Annotated in this window: 15 protein-coding genes; 8 read left to right on the top strand and 7 right to left on the bottom strand. The window is 71.7% G+C overall.

Features of this window, described 5'->3' with window-relative positions; genetic code table 11:
* Nucleotides 1–38: 38 nt before the first annotated feature.
* The gene (locus BIU96_RS17005) at nt 39–335 is read right to left on the bottom strand and encodes a hypothetical protein (RefSeq protein ID WP_071293787.1); all 297 of its coding nucleotides are present in this window, start codon (nt 333–335) and stop codon (nt 39–41) included.
* Nucleotides 335–1,591 (bottom strand): inorganic phosphate transporter, encoded by a 1,257-nt coding sequence (locus BIU96_RS17000; RefSeq protein ID WP_083403026.1) that lies wholly within the window; start codon nt 1,589–1,591, stop codon nt 335–337. Before BIU96_RS17000 ends, BIU96_RS17005 begins: the two co-directional genes overlap by 1 nt.
* A gap of 117 nt (nt 1,592–1,708) precedes the next feature.
* On the opposite strand from BIU96_RS17000, the gene BIU96_RS16995 reads away from it, so the two are divergent.
* The 3 genes from BIU96_RS16995 to BIU96_RS16985 all read left to right on the top strand — a co-directional run bounded on the left by BIU96_RS16995 (nt 1,709) and on the right by BIU96_RS16985 (nt 5,437).
* Nucleotides 1,709–3,397 (top strand): sodium:proton antiporter, encoded by a 1,689-nt coding sequence (locus tag BIU96_RS16995; protein ID WP_071293785.1) that lies wholly within the window; start codon nt 1,709–1,711, stop codon nt 3,395–3,397.
* Between the two features lie 124 nt (nt 3,398–3,521).
* The gene (locus tag BIU96_RS16990) at nt 3,522–5,123 is read left to right on the top strand and encodes an ABC transporter permease (RefSeq protein WP_071293784.1); all 1,602 of its coding nucleotides are present in this window, start codon (nt 3,522–3,524) and stop codon (nt 5,121–5,123) included.
* A gap of 29 nt (nt 5,124–5,152) precedes the next feature.
* The gene (locus BIU96_RS16985; protein WP_071293783.1) at nt 5,153–5,437 is read left to right on the top strand and encodes a hypothetical protein; all 285 of its coding nucleotides are present in this window, start codon (nt 5,153–5,155) and stop codon (nt 5,435–5,437) included.
* A 12-nt stretch (nt 5,438–5,449) separates the two neighbouring features.
* Here the strand turns inward: BIU96_RS16985 and BIU96_RS16980 are convergent, their stop codons facing one another.
* Nucleotides 5,450–5,956, bottom strand: a complete 507-nt coding sequence (locus tag BIU96_RS16980; protein ID WP_217642292.1) for an 8-oxo-dGTP diphosphatase — start codon at nt 5,954–5,956, stop codon at nt 5,450–5,452.
* 64 nt (nt 5,957–6,020) lie between these two features.
* Here BIU96_RS16980 and BIU96_RS16975 point away from each other — a divergent pair, with 64 nt between their 5' ends.
* Both BIU96_RS16975 and BIU96_RS16970 read left to right on the top strand, forming a co-directional pair.
* Nucleotides 6,021–6,371 (top strand): tryptophan synthase subunit alpha, encoded by a 351-nt coding sequence (locus tag BIU96_RS16975; protein WP_071293782.1) that lies wholly within the window; start codon nt 6,021–6,023, stop codon nt 6,369–6,371.
* Between the two features lie 56 nt (nt 6,372–6,427).
* Nucleotides 6,428–7,318: an aminodeoxychorismate lyase gene (locus BIU96_RS16970; protein ID WP_071293781.1), complete on the top strand. Its 891-nt coding sequence runs from the start codon at nt 6,428–6,430 to the stop codon at nt 7,316–7,318.
* A 101-nt stretch (nt 7,319–7,419) separates the two neighbouring features.
* Here the strand turns inward: BIU96_RS16970 and BIU96_RS16965 are convergent, their stop codons facing one another.
* Nucleotides 7,420–8,616, bottom strand: a complete 1,197-nt coding sequence (locus BIU96_RS16965; RefSeq protein ID WP_071293780.1) for an amidohydrolase — start codon at nt 8,614–8,616, stop codon at nt 7,420–7,422.
* A 125-nt stretch (nt 8,617–8,741) separates the two neighbouring features.
* On the opposite strand from BIU96_RS16965, the gene BIU96_RS16960 reads away from it, so the two are divergent.
* From BIU96_RS16960 to BIU96_RS16950, 3 genes are read left to right on the top strand one after another with little or no spacing between them, the layout of a single operon-like run.
* A complete protein-coding gene (locus BIU96_RS16960) occupies nt 8,742–9,965 on the top strand; it encodes a Fic family protein (protein WP_071293779.1) in 1,224 nt (407 codons plus the stop codon).
* Entirely contained in the window at nt 9,962–12,133 is a 2,172-nt protein-coding gene (locus BIU96_RS16955) for a S9 family peptidase (RefSeq protein WP_071293899.1), read from the top strand. Before BIU96_RS16960 ends, BIU96_RS16955 begins: the two co-directional genes overlap by 4 nt.
* Nucleotides 12,130–12,663, top strand: a complete 534-nt coding sequence (locus BIU96_RS16950) for a cysteine hydrolase family protein (RefSeq protein WP_071293778.1) — start codon at nt 12,130–12,132, stop codon at nt 12,661–12,663. Before BIU96_RS16955 ends, BIU96_RS16950 begins: the two co-directional genes overlap by 4 nt.
* A 15-nt stretch (nt 12,664–12,678) precedes the next feature.
* Here the strand turns inward: BIU96_RS16950 and BIU96_RS16945 are convergent, their stop codons facing one another.
* The 3 genes from BIU96_RS16945 to BIU96_RS16935 are packed head-to-tail and all read right to left on the bottom strand — an operon-like array spanning nt 12,679 to nt 15,355.
* Complete coding sequence (locus BIU96_RS16945) at nt 12,679–14,211, bottom strand: CYTH domain-containing protein (RefSeq protein WP_071293777.1); 1,533 nt, start codon at nt 14,209–14,211, stop codon at nt 12,679–12,681.
* Nucleotides 14,208–15,020, bottom strand: coding sequence for a hypothetical protein (locus BIU96_RS19975; RefSeq protein WP_071293776.1), 813 nt, complete (start codon nt 15,018–15,020; stop codon nt 14,208–14,210). Before BIU96_RS19975 ends, BIU96_RS16945 begins: the two co-directional genes overlap by 4 nt.
* A complete protein-coding gene (locus tag BIU96_RS16935; RefSeq protein ID WP_071293775.1) occupies nt 15,017–15,355 on the bottom strand; it encodes a PadR family transcriptional regulator in 339 nt (112 codons plus the stop codon). Before BIU96_RS16935 ends, BIU96_RS19975 begins: the two co-directional genes overlap by 4 nt.
* Nucleotides 15,356–15,412 lie beyond the last annotated feature (57 nt).

Genomic DNA, 15,412 nt, shown 5'->3' with positions numbered 1-15,412 from the left:
CCTCCAGGCCGACGCCGGGTCGTGAGGCGCGACCGGCGTCAGTGGAACTGCGGGACGATCAGGTAGATGCCGTAGAGCACCGCTGCTGCGCAGATCGCGAAGCAGACGACCGACAGGGCGCGGAAGACGCGGACGCCCGGTGGCGTGTTGCCGGGCAGCGGGAAGCCGCTCGTGGCCGGGCCGACGGTGCCGTCGTCCTTCACGGTGTACTTGCCGGCGCGGGTGTCGGCCGCGCTCCAGAAGCGGAGGCCGACCGAGTAGACGGTGACCACGAAGCACGCGCCGACGAGGGCCACGATCGCGACGGTGAGGAAGGCGAGCCAGTCGATGCCCATCAGCGACGGCCTCCCTTGCGTCCGGCCATGCGGCGCAGGGTGCGCTCACGGCTGAGCTCGGCGCGGCGGGCGGCGACCGTCTCCGCGCGCTTCTTCCGCTGCAGGTCGCGCAGCTCCTTGCGGGTGAGGACCGCGTTCGCGGCCACGTCGACCTCGATCGCGGAGGCCTGCTCGTGCGGCTTCCGGAGCGACCAGAGGTACAGGCCCAGGATGACCACGGCACCGACGACCGCGTCGATCACGAGCCCGACGACGCCGAAGCGCGCGATGCCCGAGGCGACCGCCCCGACCGCGGCCGAGGCCGGCAGCGTGATGAACCAGGCGATGACGATCTTGCCCGCGGTCGACCACTGGATCTTCGACCCGCGGCGACCGAGCCCGGCGCCGATGATCGAGCCGGAGGACACCTGCGTGGTGGACAGCGCGAAGCCGAGGTGGCTCGACGCGAGGATCGTGGCGGCGGTGGACGCCTCGGCGGCGAAGCCCTGCGTCGCGCGGATCTCGGTGATGCCCGAGCCGAGCGTGCGGATGATGCGCCAGCCGCCGGTGTAGGTGCCGAGCGCGATCGCGAGCGCACACGCCACGATGACCCAGAACTGCACGCCCTGGTTCGACGACTGCGCACCGGACGCGATGAGCGTCAGCGTGATGACGCCCATCGTCTTCTGCGCGTCGTTCGTGCCGTGCGCGAGGGAGACCATCGAGCTCGTGAAGACCTGGCCGATCCGGAACCCGCCGCGCTCGTTCGGGAACACCGGGCGCCGGGTGATCCGGTACGCGATGCGCGTCGACAGGAAGGACACCAGCGCGGCGATCACGGGCGACAGGAACGCCGGGATGATCACGACCGTCAGGAGCGCGGCGTAGTTCACCGCCTGGAACCCGGCGCCGACGATCGCGGCTCCGATGAGGCCGCCGAACAGCGCGTGCGACGACGACGAGGGCAGGCCACGCAGCCACGTGATCATGTTCCAGACGACCGCGCCGATGAGCCCCGCGAAGATCATCTCGGGGCTGATGGCGACGCCACCGGGTCCCTCGTTGATCAAGCCGTGCGAGATCGACGTCGCGACCGCCGTGCTGAGGAACGCACCGATGAGGTTCAGCACCGCGGCCACCGTGACGGCGACCTTGGGCTTCATCGCACCGGTGGCGATCGGTGTCGCCATCGCGTTGGCGGTGTCGTGAAAACCGTTTGTGAAGTCGAAGAAGAGGGCCAACGCGATGACCAGGACGACTATGAGTGTGATGTCCACCGCGGGCCAGTGTTCCTCATCAGGCGGTCAGAGGGCAAACCCTGCTCGCAACCTCGTGTTCACCGGTCCTTCACGTCTGTACAGCCGTGGACCCATGCCTCTGGGAGAATGGAGGCCATGGACACCGTCGAGCTCCTCATCCTGCTGGTCGGATCGCTCGTGGTGACCGGCTTCGCCCGGTCCTGGGGGCTCCCCGCACCGCTGCTCGTGACCGCGGTCGCGCTGGCGGCGTCCTTCCTGCCGGGGCTGCCCCCCATGGAGATCGACTCCGAGGTGATCCTGACGGTGATCCTGCCGCCGCTCCTCTACTCGGCCGCGCTCGACGTGTCGTGGCAGAGCTTCCGCGGGTCGATCAAGCAGATCCGTCGTCTCGGCATCTTCCTCGTCATCGTCACGGCGCTGGTCGTCGGCGTCGTGGCGTACTTCCTCATCCCGGACATGACCCTGCCCGCGGCGATCCTGCTCGGTGCGATCGTGGCCCCGCCGGACGCCGTGTCGGCCGCTGCGATCGGACGGAAGCTCGGGCTCCCCCGCCGGGTGATGACGGTCCTCTCCGGCGAGAGCCTGATCAACGACGCGGCCTCGCTGACCCTGGTCCGGGTGTTCACGCTGATCATCGCGGGCACGTCGCTGACCATCTGGCAGGACCTCGGGATCTTCGGGCTGGCCATCGGCGTCGGGCTCCTGGTCGGCGGTGTGCTCGGCGTGCTGGTGCACTGGATCCGGATGCGCATCAACGACCCGGTGGTCGAGACGATCATGAGCATCCTGCTGCCGTTCGTCGCGTACATCCTGGCCGAGCACCTCTCCGGCTCCGGCGTCATCGCGGTCGTCACCGCCGGGCTCTACATCGGCTACAACTCGCCGAAGGAGGGCTACGCGACCCGGCTGCAGGAGCGCCCGCTGTGGACGAGCATCGACGTCATCCTCGAGGGCTTCGTCTTCGCCCTCATCGGCCTGCAGCTCAACACCGTCGTGCACGACCTCGTCGTGAGCGAGCGCAGCCTCTCGCAGACCCTGACCGCCGCCGGCGTGGTGCTCGTCGTCGTCATCCTCGTCCGGCCGCTGTTCGTCTTCGAGTCGTACGTCCGCAACCGCATCAACGGGCGATGGCTCCGTCCACTCCGGATCCGGCTGTCGCGCGGGCACCCGTCGCTGCGGTGGCTGCGCGGTACGGCCGAACCGAAGCTCAACTGGCGGGAGCTCACGGTCATCTCGTGGACCGGCATGCGCGGCGTGGTCACCCTCGCCGCCGCGGTGTCCGTCGTGGTGAGCCCGACGAAGATCCCCGCGCAGGACACCATCTTCATCATCGCGTTCGTCGTCACCGTGGGCACCCTCCTGCTGCAGGGCCTCACGCTGCCGTTCGTCATCCGTGCGCTCAAGGTGCAGGACCCGGCAGAGGACGACGCCGACGTCCGCAGCGAGATGCGCCTGAACCAGCGCACCACCGAGGCCGCGATCGAGCTGCTCGAGAAGCGCCGCCCGGACTGGTCGAAGCAGTACGGGGACGAGGCCGTGGACGCGGTCGTCAACCGCCTCAAGGCGCGGCTCGAGCGGCAGGCGGAGACGTTCCGCCGCGACGCCGAAGAAGAAGAGGTCGAGGAACGCAACGCCCCGGTCCGCCTCCGTGGCTCGCAGATCCAGGACATCCGGCGGGAGCTCCTCGACCGGCGCCGCGAGATCGTGCTCGAGGAGCGCGAGAAGGGCAACCTCGACGAAGAGGTCATGCGCCGCGTGCTCGTGACGCTCGACGCCGAAGAGCTCGCGATGGACTCGGCGCAGGCGTCCCGCAGCCGGTCCTGACGCGGGCCGACGCAGCCCCGGTCCCCCCGCGGACGCAGCAGCGGGGGCATCACGGCGTCCGGCGCGCGCCGAGCGGGCCGGGCGTATCCTGGCGCTCCGACCCAGAACAGGAGCGCATCGCCGAGTGAGCACGCCGCGGAACGACGTCCCCAGGAACAACGACCTCCCGGATCGCGACGGGGGGCCGCGGAAGGACTCCGCTCCGAAGCCGCGCACGACCCGCCCCTCCACGCGCGGTGGGTCGAAGCCACGGCGGGGTGCCCCGGTCGCCGGCACACGTCCGGCCCGGTCCGGCGGCGGCGGCCCCACGAGGCAGGCGCCCGTCCCCGATCCGCAGCGCATCAGTCGGTACCGCCGCTGGTTCAGCACACTGCACCCCTCGCTGCAGCTGATCGGGCTCCAGCTCTGGATGCCGCTCTTCTTCATCGTCGGCTTCTGCCTCTGCTACGTCTTCGCGTTCCACTCCCCGCACCCCCACGACGTCCCCGTCGCCCTGGTCGGCAGCGACCCGACGCTCGTCGCCGCGGTGCAGAAGGCGCTCCCCGGTGAGTACGTCTTCCACGTGTACGACTCGCTCGCCCGGGCGAAGCACGACGTCATCGCCGGCACGATGGCGGTGGCCTACGACCCGAGCGCGAACGAGGTCTTCAAGGCCAGCGCGCACCAGTTCCAGGTCGCCTCGCTCGTGCCCGTCACGCTCAGCACGGTCCTCACGGGCATCGGGGTCGCGGCGCCGACGATCACCGAACTCGCACCCCTGCCGGCCTGGGACGAGTACGGCACCGTCGCGATGTACGTCATGCTCGCCTGGTGCATCGGCGGATACATGGTCGCGATGTTCATCGGCATCATGGGCGGCCCGCTCCGGCACCGCACCCGGATGGCGGTCATCGTCGTCGGCGGGCTCGTCATCTCCCTCATCACGAACACGCTGGCCGGCCCGGTGCTCGGCGCGATCCACGGGCACTGGATCCAGCTCGTGCTCATCGCCTGGGGATGGATCGTCGCGATCGGCCTCGCCGTCAACGGGCTGAGCTACTTCGTCGGCCGCTTCATCGCCGCACCCGCGATGATCTGCTTCGTCTTCCTGTCGATGCCGTCGTCCGGTGGTGCGTACCCGAAGTGGTTCATGCCGGAGCCGTTCGCGTGGCTCAACCACGTCGTGGTCGGTTCGAGCATGGTCGACATGATCAAGCACCAGGTGTACGGCGTCGGCCCCGGTCCCGCCCGCGGCCTCATCACGATGGCCTGCTACGCCGCCGCCGGCCTCGTGCTCATGTACTTCGGCAAGCAGTGGTGGGAGCACCGCCGCATCCGCGCGATCGTCACCGGCCGCACGACGATGTTCCAGGACGCCCAGACCGCGAACCGCGAGTTCCTCGGCAAGCAGCGCGACGCCGAGCTCGAGCGCCACGGCCTCACCTCGACCGAGACGGGCACGCTGAGCGTGCTCCGCGACGAGGACTGGGAGGACGCCCGCGTCGGCGGTGACGTCTTCACCGGCGGACGGGACGGCCTCGAGACCGAGACCACGCCCACCGGCCGCATCGCCGTGGTGCGGAACGGGGACCGCTCCGGTCCGGTGCAACGGCCGGGAGGCGCGGGGACCGGACCACGCACCCGTCCCGTCCCGCGCGGCGAGGGTTCCCGGGCCCCGGTCCGGTCCGACGCGGGTGGTCCGGACGCGACCGGCGACCGTCCCCACGGTCGGCACGCGGACCGGTGAGCCGCGGCCGGGCGGGTACCCTGGGGGTCATGAACCCCCGCATCGCCTGGCACCGCGTCCTCGTCACCGTCGTCGTCGTGTTCCTCGTGCTGACGGTCGGGTTCTACGCCGCGAGCGTCCTCCTCGCCCCCGCCGACGGCCGGAACGTCGCGGGGCTGTTCGTCGGCTGGGCGATGTTCGCCATGATCGGCGCCATCGTGTTCGGCATCGTCGACTTCTTCGTCCGCCCGCTCGGCGGCCGGAGCGGCGACGCCGAGGTCATCGCCGCCGCCGAAGAGGCCCGCACGGGCAGCACCCGCACGCACACCCGCTAGGGCGGCCGCGCGTCAGACGCCGGTGCCGCTGAAGCCGGACACCGTCGCGTCGTCCTCGCCGAAGGTGAAGCGCGCCCGCACCGATCCACCGGCGAGCACTCCCGGCAGCCAGTACCGCGCGTCGTCCCACATCGCGTCGTACGGCACGGCGTCGACCGGGATCCACCGCGGCTCGAGCTCGTCGCTGCCCGACGGGCTGCCCTGCCAGCGGCGGCAGACGAAGACGTCCGAGACCTGGGACCAGGACGGGCGGTACGGGAACCGGTAGTCCAACGTGCCACGTGCCTCCAGGTCGGCAGCCTCGATCCGCAGGCCGACCTCTTCCCGTACCTCGCGCACCGCGGTCTCGACCGCGGACTCCCCCGGCTCCCGTTTGCCGCCGGGACCGACCAGGCGGCCCGTGCCGAGGCCGCGGCGCTTCTCCCCCAGGAGCACCTGCGGACCCGACCCGTCGTCGCGCAGCAGGTAGACCACGACCACCGCGGGGTGCTGGGACTTGCTCTCGTCGCGAAGGGCCACGTGTCCAGTCTGGCCGAAGTTCTGGCGTAGGCTTTTTCCATGGCAGGCGTGCTGCGGGGGCACCATGGCTGAGCCCCGCAGGACCGGGCGCAGCCTCGAAGTGCTGCGCGCCGAGGCCGCCGAGGAGATCTCGATGCTCGTCGAGCACCGGAGCCGTCAGGGCGAGGACCCGTGGGAGTTCATGCCGACGCTGCCCACCGTCGACGAGCAGGTCGTGCTCATCCTGCGCGCGGACGCCGTCGACCTCGACGAGGCCATCGGCAAGCGGAGCGCGCAGTGGTCGATGCACCCCGCCTCGGGGCAGGGCACCCGGATGGGCGAGGAGTACCACCGCCTCCGCCGCATCGCGCTGCAGCACCCGGAGCTCACGCCCGCGGTGTGGAAGCTGATGGGCGCGCTGCCCGAGGCTGGCTGACCGGTCCCCTGCACGGCATCGGGTCGTTCGTCACACGCCTGCGGTTTGATGGGGCCATGACCGAAACCGTCCTCGCCGTCCTCAACCAGCCCTCCCGCGACGCCGCACCGCACGACCCCGCGGCCGACGCCTTCACGTGGGCGAAGCCCCTCGAGGAACACATCCAGGTGCAGGACCTCGGGATCACCCGGGGCGACGGGGTCTTCGAGACCATCACGGTCGTCGACGGCCACCCCCAGGCGCTCGAGGCGCACATCGCGCGCTTCGGTCGATCCGCCGCGATGCTCGACCTGCCGGCCCCCGACGCCGAGGCGTGGCGTCAGGCCATCGAGGCCGTGTGCGCGCGGCTCGACCCCGTCCGCGAGGCCTTCGCGAAGACCGTCCTGACCCGCGGCGTCGAGGGCACCGACCGGCCGACGGGCTGGGTGTACGCGGCGCCGTCCGGCGACTCCACCGCAGCACGCACCGAGGGCATCTCGGTCGTCACGCTCGACCGCGGCTACCGTCACGACGTCGAGCGGACCTCGCCGTGGCTGCTGCAGGGCGCGAAGACGCTGTCCTACGGGGTGAACATGGCGGCTCTCCGCGAGGCAGCACGCCGCGGCGCGGACGACGCCGTCTTCGTCTCGACCGACGGCTACGTGCTCGAGGGAACGCGCGCGAACCTCATCCTGTCGGTCGGCGGCCGGCTCGTCACGCCGCGTACCGACATCGGGATCCTCGCCGGCACGACGCAGGCCGACGTCTTCCGGTTCGCCGAGCAGGAGGGCATCGAGACCGCCTACGAGCTCCTGACCGTCGAGGACTTCCTGTCGGCGGACGCCGCCTGGCTCGTGTCGAGCGTCCGGCAGGCGGCGCCCATCCGCGAGGTCAACGGCAACGCGCGGGCGATCGACGCGGCGCTCACGACCGGCATCAACGACTTCCTGCTGGCACGCGAGGTCTGAGGCCCGGGCACGCGTCGCGGTCGCGGGTCGCGGTCGCGTCCGGGTGACGGACGGGAGGCGCGGTGCCGGCTGGCACCGCGCCTCCGGTCCGTCGTGACCCGCTACCAGCGCGGAGTGGTGACGCCGGTCCCGTCGGCCCACTCGAAGACGGACGCACCGTCGATCCAGACGCGCGTCGCGCGGCTGGTGGCGTCGAGGGGGTCACCGTCCCACAGCACGAGGTCGGCGTCGTAGCCCTCGGCGAGGCGGCCGACGCGGTCGCCGAAGCCGAGGAAGTCGGCCGGGTTGGTCGTGAGCGCCTCGAGCGCGGTCTGCCGGGGCAGGCCCTCCTTCACGGCCGCGGTCGCCTGGTCGACGAGCATGTTGATCGGCACGACGGGTGCGTCCGTGGTGATCGCGACGCGGACCCCGGCGGCGGCGATGGTCGCGAGGTTCGGGATCCCGCGGTCGCGGAGCTCGACCTTCGAGCGGCTCGTGAACAGCGGGCCGTAGATGACCGGGATGTCCTTCTCGGCGAGCACGTCGGCGATCTTGTGCGCCTCGGTGCCGTGGTTCACGACGAGGCGGTAGCCGAACTCCTCGGAGAGACGGATGGCGGTCGCGATGTCGTCGTGGCGGTGCGTGTGCTGGTCCCAGACCAGCTCGCCGTCGAGCACGCGGACGAGCGTCTCCTTCGTCAGGTCGCGGGCGAACGGCTCGTCCTTCGCGGCCGCGGCGTCGCGCGCGGCGCGGTAGTTCTGCGCCTCGACGAAGGCGTCGCGGATGATCTTCGCGACGCCGAGGCGGGTCGACGGGGTCTGGCCCTTGCCGCCGTAGACGCGCTTGGGGTTCTCGCCGAGGGCGCTCTTGATGCTCACCGAGTCGGAGATGAGCTGCTCGTCGATCGTCCGGCCGCCCCAGGTCTTGATGGCGACGGTCTGGCCGCCGATCGGGTTGCCCGAGCCGGGCTTGACGACGATGGACGTGATGCCGCCGGCGAGTGCGTCACGGAAGCCCTCGTCGTCGATGTCGATCGCGTCGATCGCGCGGACGCCGGCCATGTTCGGCCCGGTCATCTCGTTCGTGTCGTTGCCGGCTTCGCCGTTCGCCTCTTCGTGGATGCCGACGTGGCCGTGCGACTCGACGAAGCCGGGGACGAGCCACGCGCCGCCGGCGTCGACGACCTCGAGCCCGGCCGGCACGGCGACGTCCGCGCCGAGGGCGGTGATCTTGCCCTGCTCGACGACGACGGTGCCGTCGAACTCGGGGGCGGAGACGGGGACCACGTGTGCGTTGGTGACGACGAAGGAGTTGCTCATGCCACCACGGTAGCGAGGTCCGGTGACAAGGCCGTCATGCATGTGGAACACCGATTCCTGGTGCCGCCGTGTGTGCCCTGCCTACGGTCGGAGCACGACGATCCCGCCCGGGCGACGGAGGAACCATGCAGCACACCCGACCGAACCGACACGACCGGCACTGGCCGTCGCACACCGCGACGACCGTGCCCTGGCGCAGCACCGTCCGCGGTCCTCGCGCCGACCGCGAGACCACGGCGGTCCGGGCGTCGATCCCGCGCACCATCGCAGGGGCGCGGTGGACGCCGGACACCGGCACCGCGGCGGTGCTCGACCGTGCCGCCGCGGCGCTCCGCGAGCTCGACGCGCAGCACGGTGCAGGGCTCACCGCGCTCGGTGGGGTGCTCGACCGGACCGAGGCGGTCGCGTCCTCCCGCATCGAGAACGAGCGAGCCGGCCTCGACGACCTGGCCCGCGCGGTCGTCGGCATCCGTGCGAACGCCAGCGCGACCGCGATGGTCCGTGCCGGCGGGGCGATCGACGGACTCGTGACGGCGGCGGGCTCCGGCACCATCACCGAGTCGTCGCTGCTCGACGCGCACCGCCGGTTGCTGCGGGACGACCCCGTCGACGGACGCGACGCCGGGCAGTACCGGGCCGTGCAGAACTGGATCGGCGGCGGACGGACCCCGCGGCTCGCCCGGTACGTGCCGCCACCGCCGGAGCTGGTACCGGCCCTGATGGACGACCTGTTCGTGTTCCTGCACCGCGACGACGTCCACCCGGTCGCACAGGCTGCGATCGCCCACGCCCAGTTCGAGTCGATCCACCCCTTCACCGACGGCAACGGGAGGATCGGACGGGCACTCCTCGCCGCCGTGCTCCGACGGCGCGGGCTCACCCGGTTCGTCACGGTCCCCGTCGCCACGGCCCTCGTCGCCGAACGCGACCGCTACTTCTGGCACCTGGAACGGTTCCGCGACGGACGAGTGGACGAGTGGGTGCGCGACGTCGCCATCGCGGTCGGGACCGTCTGCGACGAAGCCACGCTGACGGCGGTGCTCCTCGACGAGGTCGCGGCGGAGCGGAGCATCGGCCCGTGCGCCGCCGGCCCACACGCCGTGGTCGGGCGGGCCCTCGCCCACGACCCGGTGCTCACCGAAGACCGCCTCGACGCGCTCCTGCACGGCGACCAGGGCACGGTGGACGCGGTGACCGACGACCTCTGCCGCGCAGGGGTCCTGCGGTCCGTCACCGCACGACGCCGTGACCGCGCCTGGGTGACGGTCGCCGCAGCCGACGAACTCGCCGCGTTCGGCGACCGCGTCCAGGCCGCCGTCCGACAGCGGGCGAATAGGGTGGGGTGGTGAGCAGCGAGCACGCACAGGCCACCCCTCCCACCGCCGCCAAGCGGCCGGTCACGAGGACCCACCACGGTATCGACTTCGTCGACGACTACGAGTGGCTGCGGGACAAGGAGTCACCGGACACCCTGGCCTACCTCGAGGCCGAGAACGCGTACACCGACGCCGAGACCGAGCACCTGAGCGCCCTGCGTGACCGGATCTTCTCCGAGGTGAAGGGCCGCGTGCAGGAGACCGACCTCTCCGTGCCCGTCCGGATGGGCGACTGGTGGTACTTCACCCGCACGGCCGAGGGCAGCCAGTACGGCGTGCACTGCCGTGCACCGATCGCCGGCCGCGACGACTGGACCCCGCCCGCGGTGGGCGAGGGTGCTGGCACGCTCCCCGGGGAGCAGGTCGTCCTCGACGGCAACGCCCTCGCCGACGGCCACGACTTCTTCTCGCTCGGCACCTACGACATCAGTGACGACGGCACCCGACTGGTCTACGGCATCGACGTCGAAGGTGACGAGCGGTACACGCTGCACGTCCGCGACCTGGCGAGCGGCACGGACCTCGGCGACGAGATCCCGAACACCGGCAGCGGCGCGACGTTCGATCCCTCCGGCCGGTACGTGTTCTACCCCACGGTCGACGACTCCTGGCGCCCGGACCGGATCTGGCGCCACACCGTGGGCACCAGCGCCTCCGACGACGTGCTCGTCTTCGAGGAGCCGGACGACCGCTACTGGGTCGGCGTCGGGGTCACCCGGTCGTCGCAGTACATCGTCATCGAGCTCGGGTCGAAGATCACGTCCGAGGCGCTCGTGCTCGACGCGGCCGATCCCACGGGCGAGTTCCAGGTCGTCTGGCCGCGCCGCGACGGGGTCGAGTACGAGATCGAGCACGCCATCGTCGGTGGGAGCGACCGGTTCCTCGTGCTCCACAACGAGGGCGCCGAGAACTTCGAGCTCGTCGACGTCCCCGCCGACGACCCGACCTCCGAGCGCGACCGCCGCGTGGTCGTCGCGCACGACCCCGAACGCCGTATCGAGTCGGTCGACGCCTTCGCCGGACACCTCGCGCTCGAGTACCGGTCCGAGGCGCTCCCCCGCATCGCGATCATCCCGATCGAGGGCGACGGCTACGGCGACGCGCACGAGGTCCCGTTCGACGAGGCCCTCTTCTCGGCCGGACTCGGCGGCAACCCCGAGTGGGACCAGCCGACGCTCCGCATCGGCTTCACCTCGTTCGTCACGCCGTCCGAGGTCAGCGACCTCGACCTGGCGACCGGCGAGGTGACCGTGCTCAAGCGGCAGCCCGTCCTCGGCGGCTACGACCCCGCCGACTACATGCAGGAGCGGGACTGGGCGACCGCGGCCGACGGCACGCGCGTGCCGATCTCGCTCGTCTGGCGCCGCGACGCGGTCGACGCCGACCAGCCGGCGCCGCTGCACCTGTACGGGTACGGCTCGTACGAGCACTCGATCGACCCCGGCTTCAGCGTGATGCGACTCTCGATGCTCGACCGCGGTGTCGTGTTCGCCGTCGCCCACGTCCGGGGCGGCGGTGAGATGGGCCGCCACTGGTACGAGAACGGCAAGACCCTCACGAAGAAGAACACGTTCACCGACTTCGTCGCGGTGGCGTCGCACCTCATCGACTCGGGTCGCACCAGTGCCGACCGGCTCGTGGCCGAGGGCGGCAGCGCCGGCGGGCTGCTGATGGGCGCGGTGGCGAACCTCGCGCCGGAACGCTTCGCCGGCATCCTCGCCGCGGTGCCGTTCGTCGACGCGCTGACGAGCATCCTCGACCCCGACCTGCCCCTGACGGTGATCGAGTGGGACGAGTGGGGCGACCCGCTGCACGACCCCGAGGTCTACCGCTACATGAGCGAGTACACCCCGTACGAGAACGTGCGCGACGACGTGCAGTACCCGAAGATCCTCGCCGTGACGTCGATCAACGACACCCGGGTCCTCTACGTCGAACCGGCGAAGTGGACGGCGAAGCTCCGGGAGGTCGGGGCGCCTGTGCTGCTCAAGACCGAGATGGCAGCCGGGCACGGTGGTGTCAGCGGTCGGTACGACTCGTGGAAGGAGCGGGCGTTCGAACTCGCCTGGCTCCTCGACGTGCTCGGGCTCGCCGACGTCACGCCGGCTGCGGCGAACGCGAACCCGATCGCTGCCGGATGACGACCGCGCTGCTCGTCATCGACGTCCAGGCGGGGGTCGTCCGGCCCTGCCTCGACGGGCAGCAGGTCGTCGACCGGATCCACGGGCTCGTCCAACGGGCGCGGGCCGAGGGCGTCCCCGTGGTCTGGGTGCAGGACGAACAGGACTTCCCCGTCGGGTCGGACGACTGGCAGCTCGCTGCGCCGCTCGTCCGGCTCGATGCCGAGGCGCTCATCCGGAAGACCTACCGGGACTCCTTCGCGGACACGGACCTGCACGTGGTGCTCGCCGACCTCGGCGTCTCGCGGCTGGTGGTCACCGGCACGCAGACGGACTACTGCGTCCGGACCACCGCGCAGCGTGCCGCCGCCGAGGGCTTCGACGTCACCCTGGTCGAGGACGCCCACACCACGACCGATGCCGAGTGGGGCGGCACCGTCATCGCATCCGCGGACGTCATCGCGCACACGAACATGTACTGGAGCGGGCTGCGGTACCCCGGCCGCCGGTTCGACGTCGCGCCCGCGGCGACCGTCCCGCTCACCGCGTAGGCCGCAGCCCGGTGCTCACACGCGGTTGAGCGCCTGCACCGCCTCGTCGTAGGACTCCTCGGCCAGCCGGACCCGGTCACCGGCGAGCACGCCGTACCCGAAGGTGCCCTCGCCGCCACGCTCGGCGATGCCGGAGTGCACCCGGAGCACGTCGAGCGCGTGCAGCGACCGCACCCGCTCGGTGAGGACGTCGGCCGCGTCGCCGATGCGGGTCCACAGCGCATGCGGGAACGCATCGTCCCGCAGCACGTCCATCGCCTTGCGGGCACGGGTCGCCGCACGCCATGCGAGCTCGGTCGCCTCGCGCGCAGCGGTCTCCCGTTCGAGCACGGCGGTGGTCTCGTCGTCCTCGCCCACGGCATCGCGGACGAGCTCTCGCACGCGGGGCTTCTCGACCGCGGAGACGTCCTGCGCGACCTTCTTCGGGGAGCGCAGCGCCCACGCGGTCGGCTCCGGCCGCTCCACGGCGTCGTCGAGCACGTCGAGCAGTTCGAGGAACGGTTCACCGTGCAGGAACGCGACGACGTCGCGCACGGCCACGGCGCGGCGCTCCCGGGTGGCGGCGAGGATGCGTTCCCGCGTCATGGCGTCCACCAGGGAGTCCTGCGCCGGGGTCGACGCCCGCGGCAGGCGCTCGACGAGGTAGTCGGCCAGTGCGGCACGAGCGGTCACCGCCGCCAGCCCCTCGGCCGCCTCGACCGCGCGGTCGACGGTCTCGGTCGCCGGGAACGCGGGCCGGTACGAACCGGTCACCGCGGCGAGGCCGAGTGCGATCTCGGCCGTCTCGCGGAGGTCCGCCTCCCCGCCGGACCGGAGCAGGGCCTCTTGTTCGAGGAGTCCCGACCGGAGCTTGCGCAGCCGCTTGGTGAGCGCGCGTGCCGCGGTGCCCTTCTCGGGCTTCTCGGCCGACCGGAGGCGCGCTGCGGGCGCGCCGTCCAGACCGCGGGCGAGCTTCGACGAGACAGCCGCCGGGCCGGCGCCGACCGCGGCGAACCGACCGTCGAGGGCGGCGAAGAGCTCGTGCGCCACCTGCGGGTCGACACCGCCGACGGTCTCGACCTCGACCTCGCGCCAGGTCCGCGGCGTCTCCGGGGCGTCGTCGTCGAGGCGCCGCGCGGTGACCTGGTCGTCGGCGAGCTCGGCGATCTGGTCGCCGTCCTCGTCGAGGAGGCGAGTGACGGTGCGGGTCGTCGTGATGCGCACGACCGGACGGAGCCCGCGGCCACGGCGTTCGGTGAACAGCGCGGCGAGGACCTCGTCCGGCACGGCGTCGGCGTCGTCGGTGAGCGGGAAGTGCTGCTCGTGCCGGATCGTGTCCGACTCGGAGCGCTTGATGTGCCAGGCCGCGTCCGGTCCCCCGGTGCGTCGGCGAACGGTCACCCGCGCGGCCACCAGGTCGTAGCGCTCGGTGTCCCAGTAGGTCGCGTCGAGTTCGAAGGGGTCCTGGTGGTCGGTACGGAGGATGCCGCCGACGCCGATCAGGTCGGGGAGGGCACCGCCCTCGGGCAGGTCGTAGGTTCGCTCGATCTCGAGGTGCGTGTCGCTCACGCGCTCTTGTCTACCAGGGCTTCCGGGTGCTGCTCGACCCTGGCGGGTGCATCTGTGGAGAACCGGCTCGCGATCACCCCGGCGACGATCACCGACATCGCGGGCATCCCGACGATGAACGGGCTCCACCGGACCGGCAGGAGCTGGTACATGGTGCCGCTCCAGTCGAGCGCCAGGGCCAGGACGGGCACAAGGGCGAGGGACCACGTCCAACCCCGAGCCCGGACGGCGACGAGCCAGCCCGCGAGCGCGAGGAACAACGGGATCGTCGGGAGCGGGAACGCCGCGGTCACCGTGGTCAGCGGGGCGAGCACGCCGGTCACGGTCGCGGCGGCGATCATGCTCGCCCCGACACGTCGCCGGCCGATCGGGGTGCGGAGCGCGAGCGCTGCCAGCGTCGTCGCCGCACCGGGCACGATGAACACCAGCGTCCAGAGTCCCGCCGTGCCGACGACCCGATCGGCGTCGCTCTCGTACCCGTAGTTCGGCTGGAGGATCAGCCAGGCACCGGCGGCGACGAGCGACAGGAGCGCGACGACGACCAACACGGGCACCGTGCGGATCGTGTGGGGCGCGGGCCGGACGTCGAGCGGTGGTGCGGTCATGGATTCCCCCCAGGTGGATCGGTGGCCCGCGCGTCGGTGGAACAGCGCGGTGGTCAGCGCACCGAACGCGAGCGCGGTCGGCGACAGGTCGAGTTCGTGCGCGTCGCGGACGTCGGCGGCCCACTGTTCTCGGCGGGCGGTCCGGTGTGCGGCGGGCGACACGGCGACGGCCGCGTCCACGAGGAGCCGGTCGAGGGCGCTCACGAGGTCACCGGCCGGCCGCTCGGGCGTGCGGGACGGGAGGGCCGGGCTGCCCCGGCAGCGTCGGTCTGTCGCTCGGCCACGAGGCTCCGGGCGGCTTCGACACCGTCGGCCGTGAACTCGTAGAGCCGACGACGCGGTCCGGACCGGTCCGCGTCGTCGTCCCACGACGACCGGATCCACCCCTGCCGCTCGAGTCGTTCGAGGATCGGGTACACCGTGCCCGCCTGTCGCCCGGTGGCCTTGATCACGAGCAGGCCCCACACGGGTCCGTCGCTCGAGAGCAGGGCGTCGAGCACGTCGAGCGTGGGTGCCGTCACGCGCTGGATCGGTTGCATGCTCTCAACCTATCTATGTAGATTAAGCCGCACAAGACCCCCAGCAGGACGAGTTAG

It is taken from the genome of Curtobacterium sp. MCBA15_008 (genome assembly GCF_001865065.1).
GTDB lineage: Bacteria > Actinomycetota > Actinomycetes > Actinomycetales > Microbacteriaceae > Curtobacterium.
The sequence above is the reverse complement of the archived record's forward strand: the minus strand, read 5'-3'. Positions and strand labels throughout refer to the sequence as shown.

Excerpts from the sequence above, each read along its gene's own strand:
- BIU96_RS17005 (WP_071293787.1), bottom strand. The coding sequence starts at position 335 with ATGGGCATCGACTGGCTCGCCTTCCTCACCGTCGCGATCGTGGCCCTC.
- BIU96_RS16995 (WP_071293785.1), top strand. The coding sequence starts at position 1,709 with ATGGACACCGTCGAGCTCCTCATCCTGCTGGTCGGATCGCTCGTGGTG.
- BIU96_RS16985 (WP_071293783.1), top strand. The coding sequence starts at position 5,153 with ATGAACCCCCGCATCGCCTGGCACCGCGTCCTCGTCACCGTCGTCGTC.
- BIU96_RS16975 (WP_071293782.1), top strand. The coding sequence starts at position 6,021 with ATGGCTGAGCCCCGCAGGACCGGGCGCAGCCTCGAAGTGCTGCGCGCC.
- BIU96_RS16970 (WP_071293781.1), top strand. The coding sequence starts at position 6,428 with ATGACCGAAACCGTCCTCGCCGTCCTCAACCAGCCCTCCCGCGACGCC.
- BIU96_RS16965 (WP_071293780.1), bottom strand. The coding sequence starts at position 8,616 with ATGAGCAACTCCTTCGTCGTCACCAACGCACACGTGGTCCCCGTCTCC.
- BIU96_RS16960 (WP_071293779.1), top strand. The coding sequence starts at position 8,742 with ATGCAGCACACCCGACCGAACCGACACGACCGGCACTGGCCGTCGCAC.
- BIU96_RS16950 (WP_071293778.1), top strand. The coding sequence starts at position 12,130 with ATGACGACCGCGCTGCTCGTCATCGACGTCCAGGCGGGGGTCGTCCGG.
- BIU96_RS16935 (WP_071293775.1), bottom strand. The coding sequence starts at position 15,355 with ATGCAACCGATCCAGCGCGTGACGGCACCCACGCTCGACGTGCTCGAC.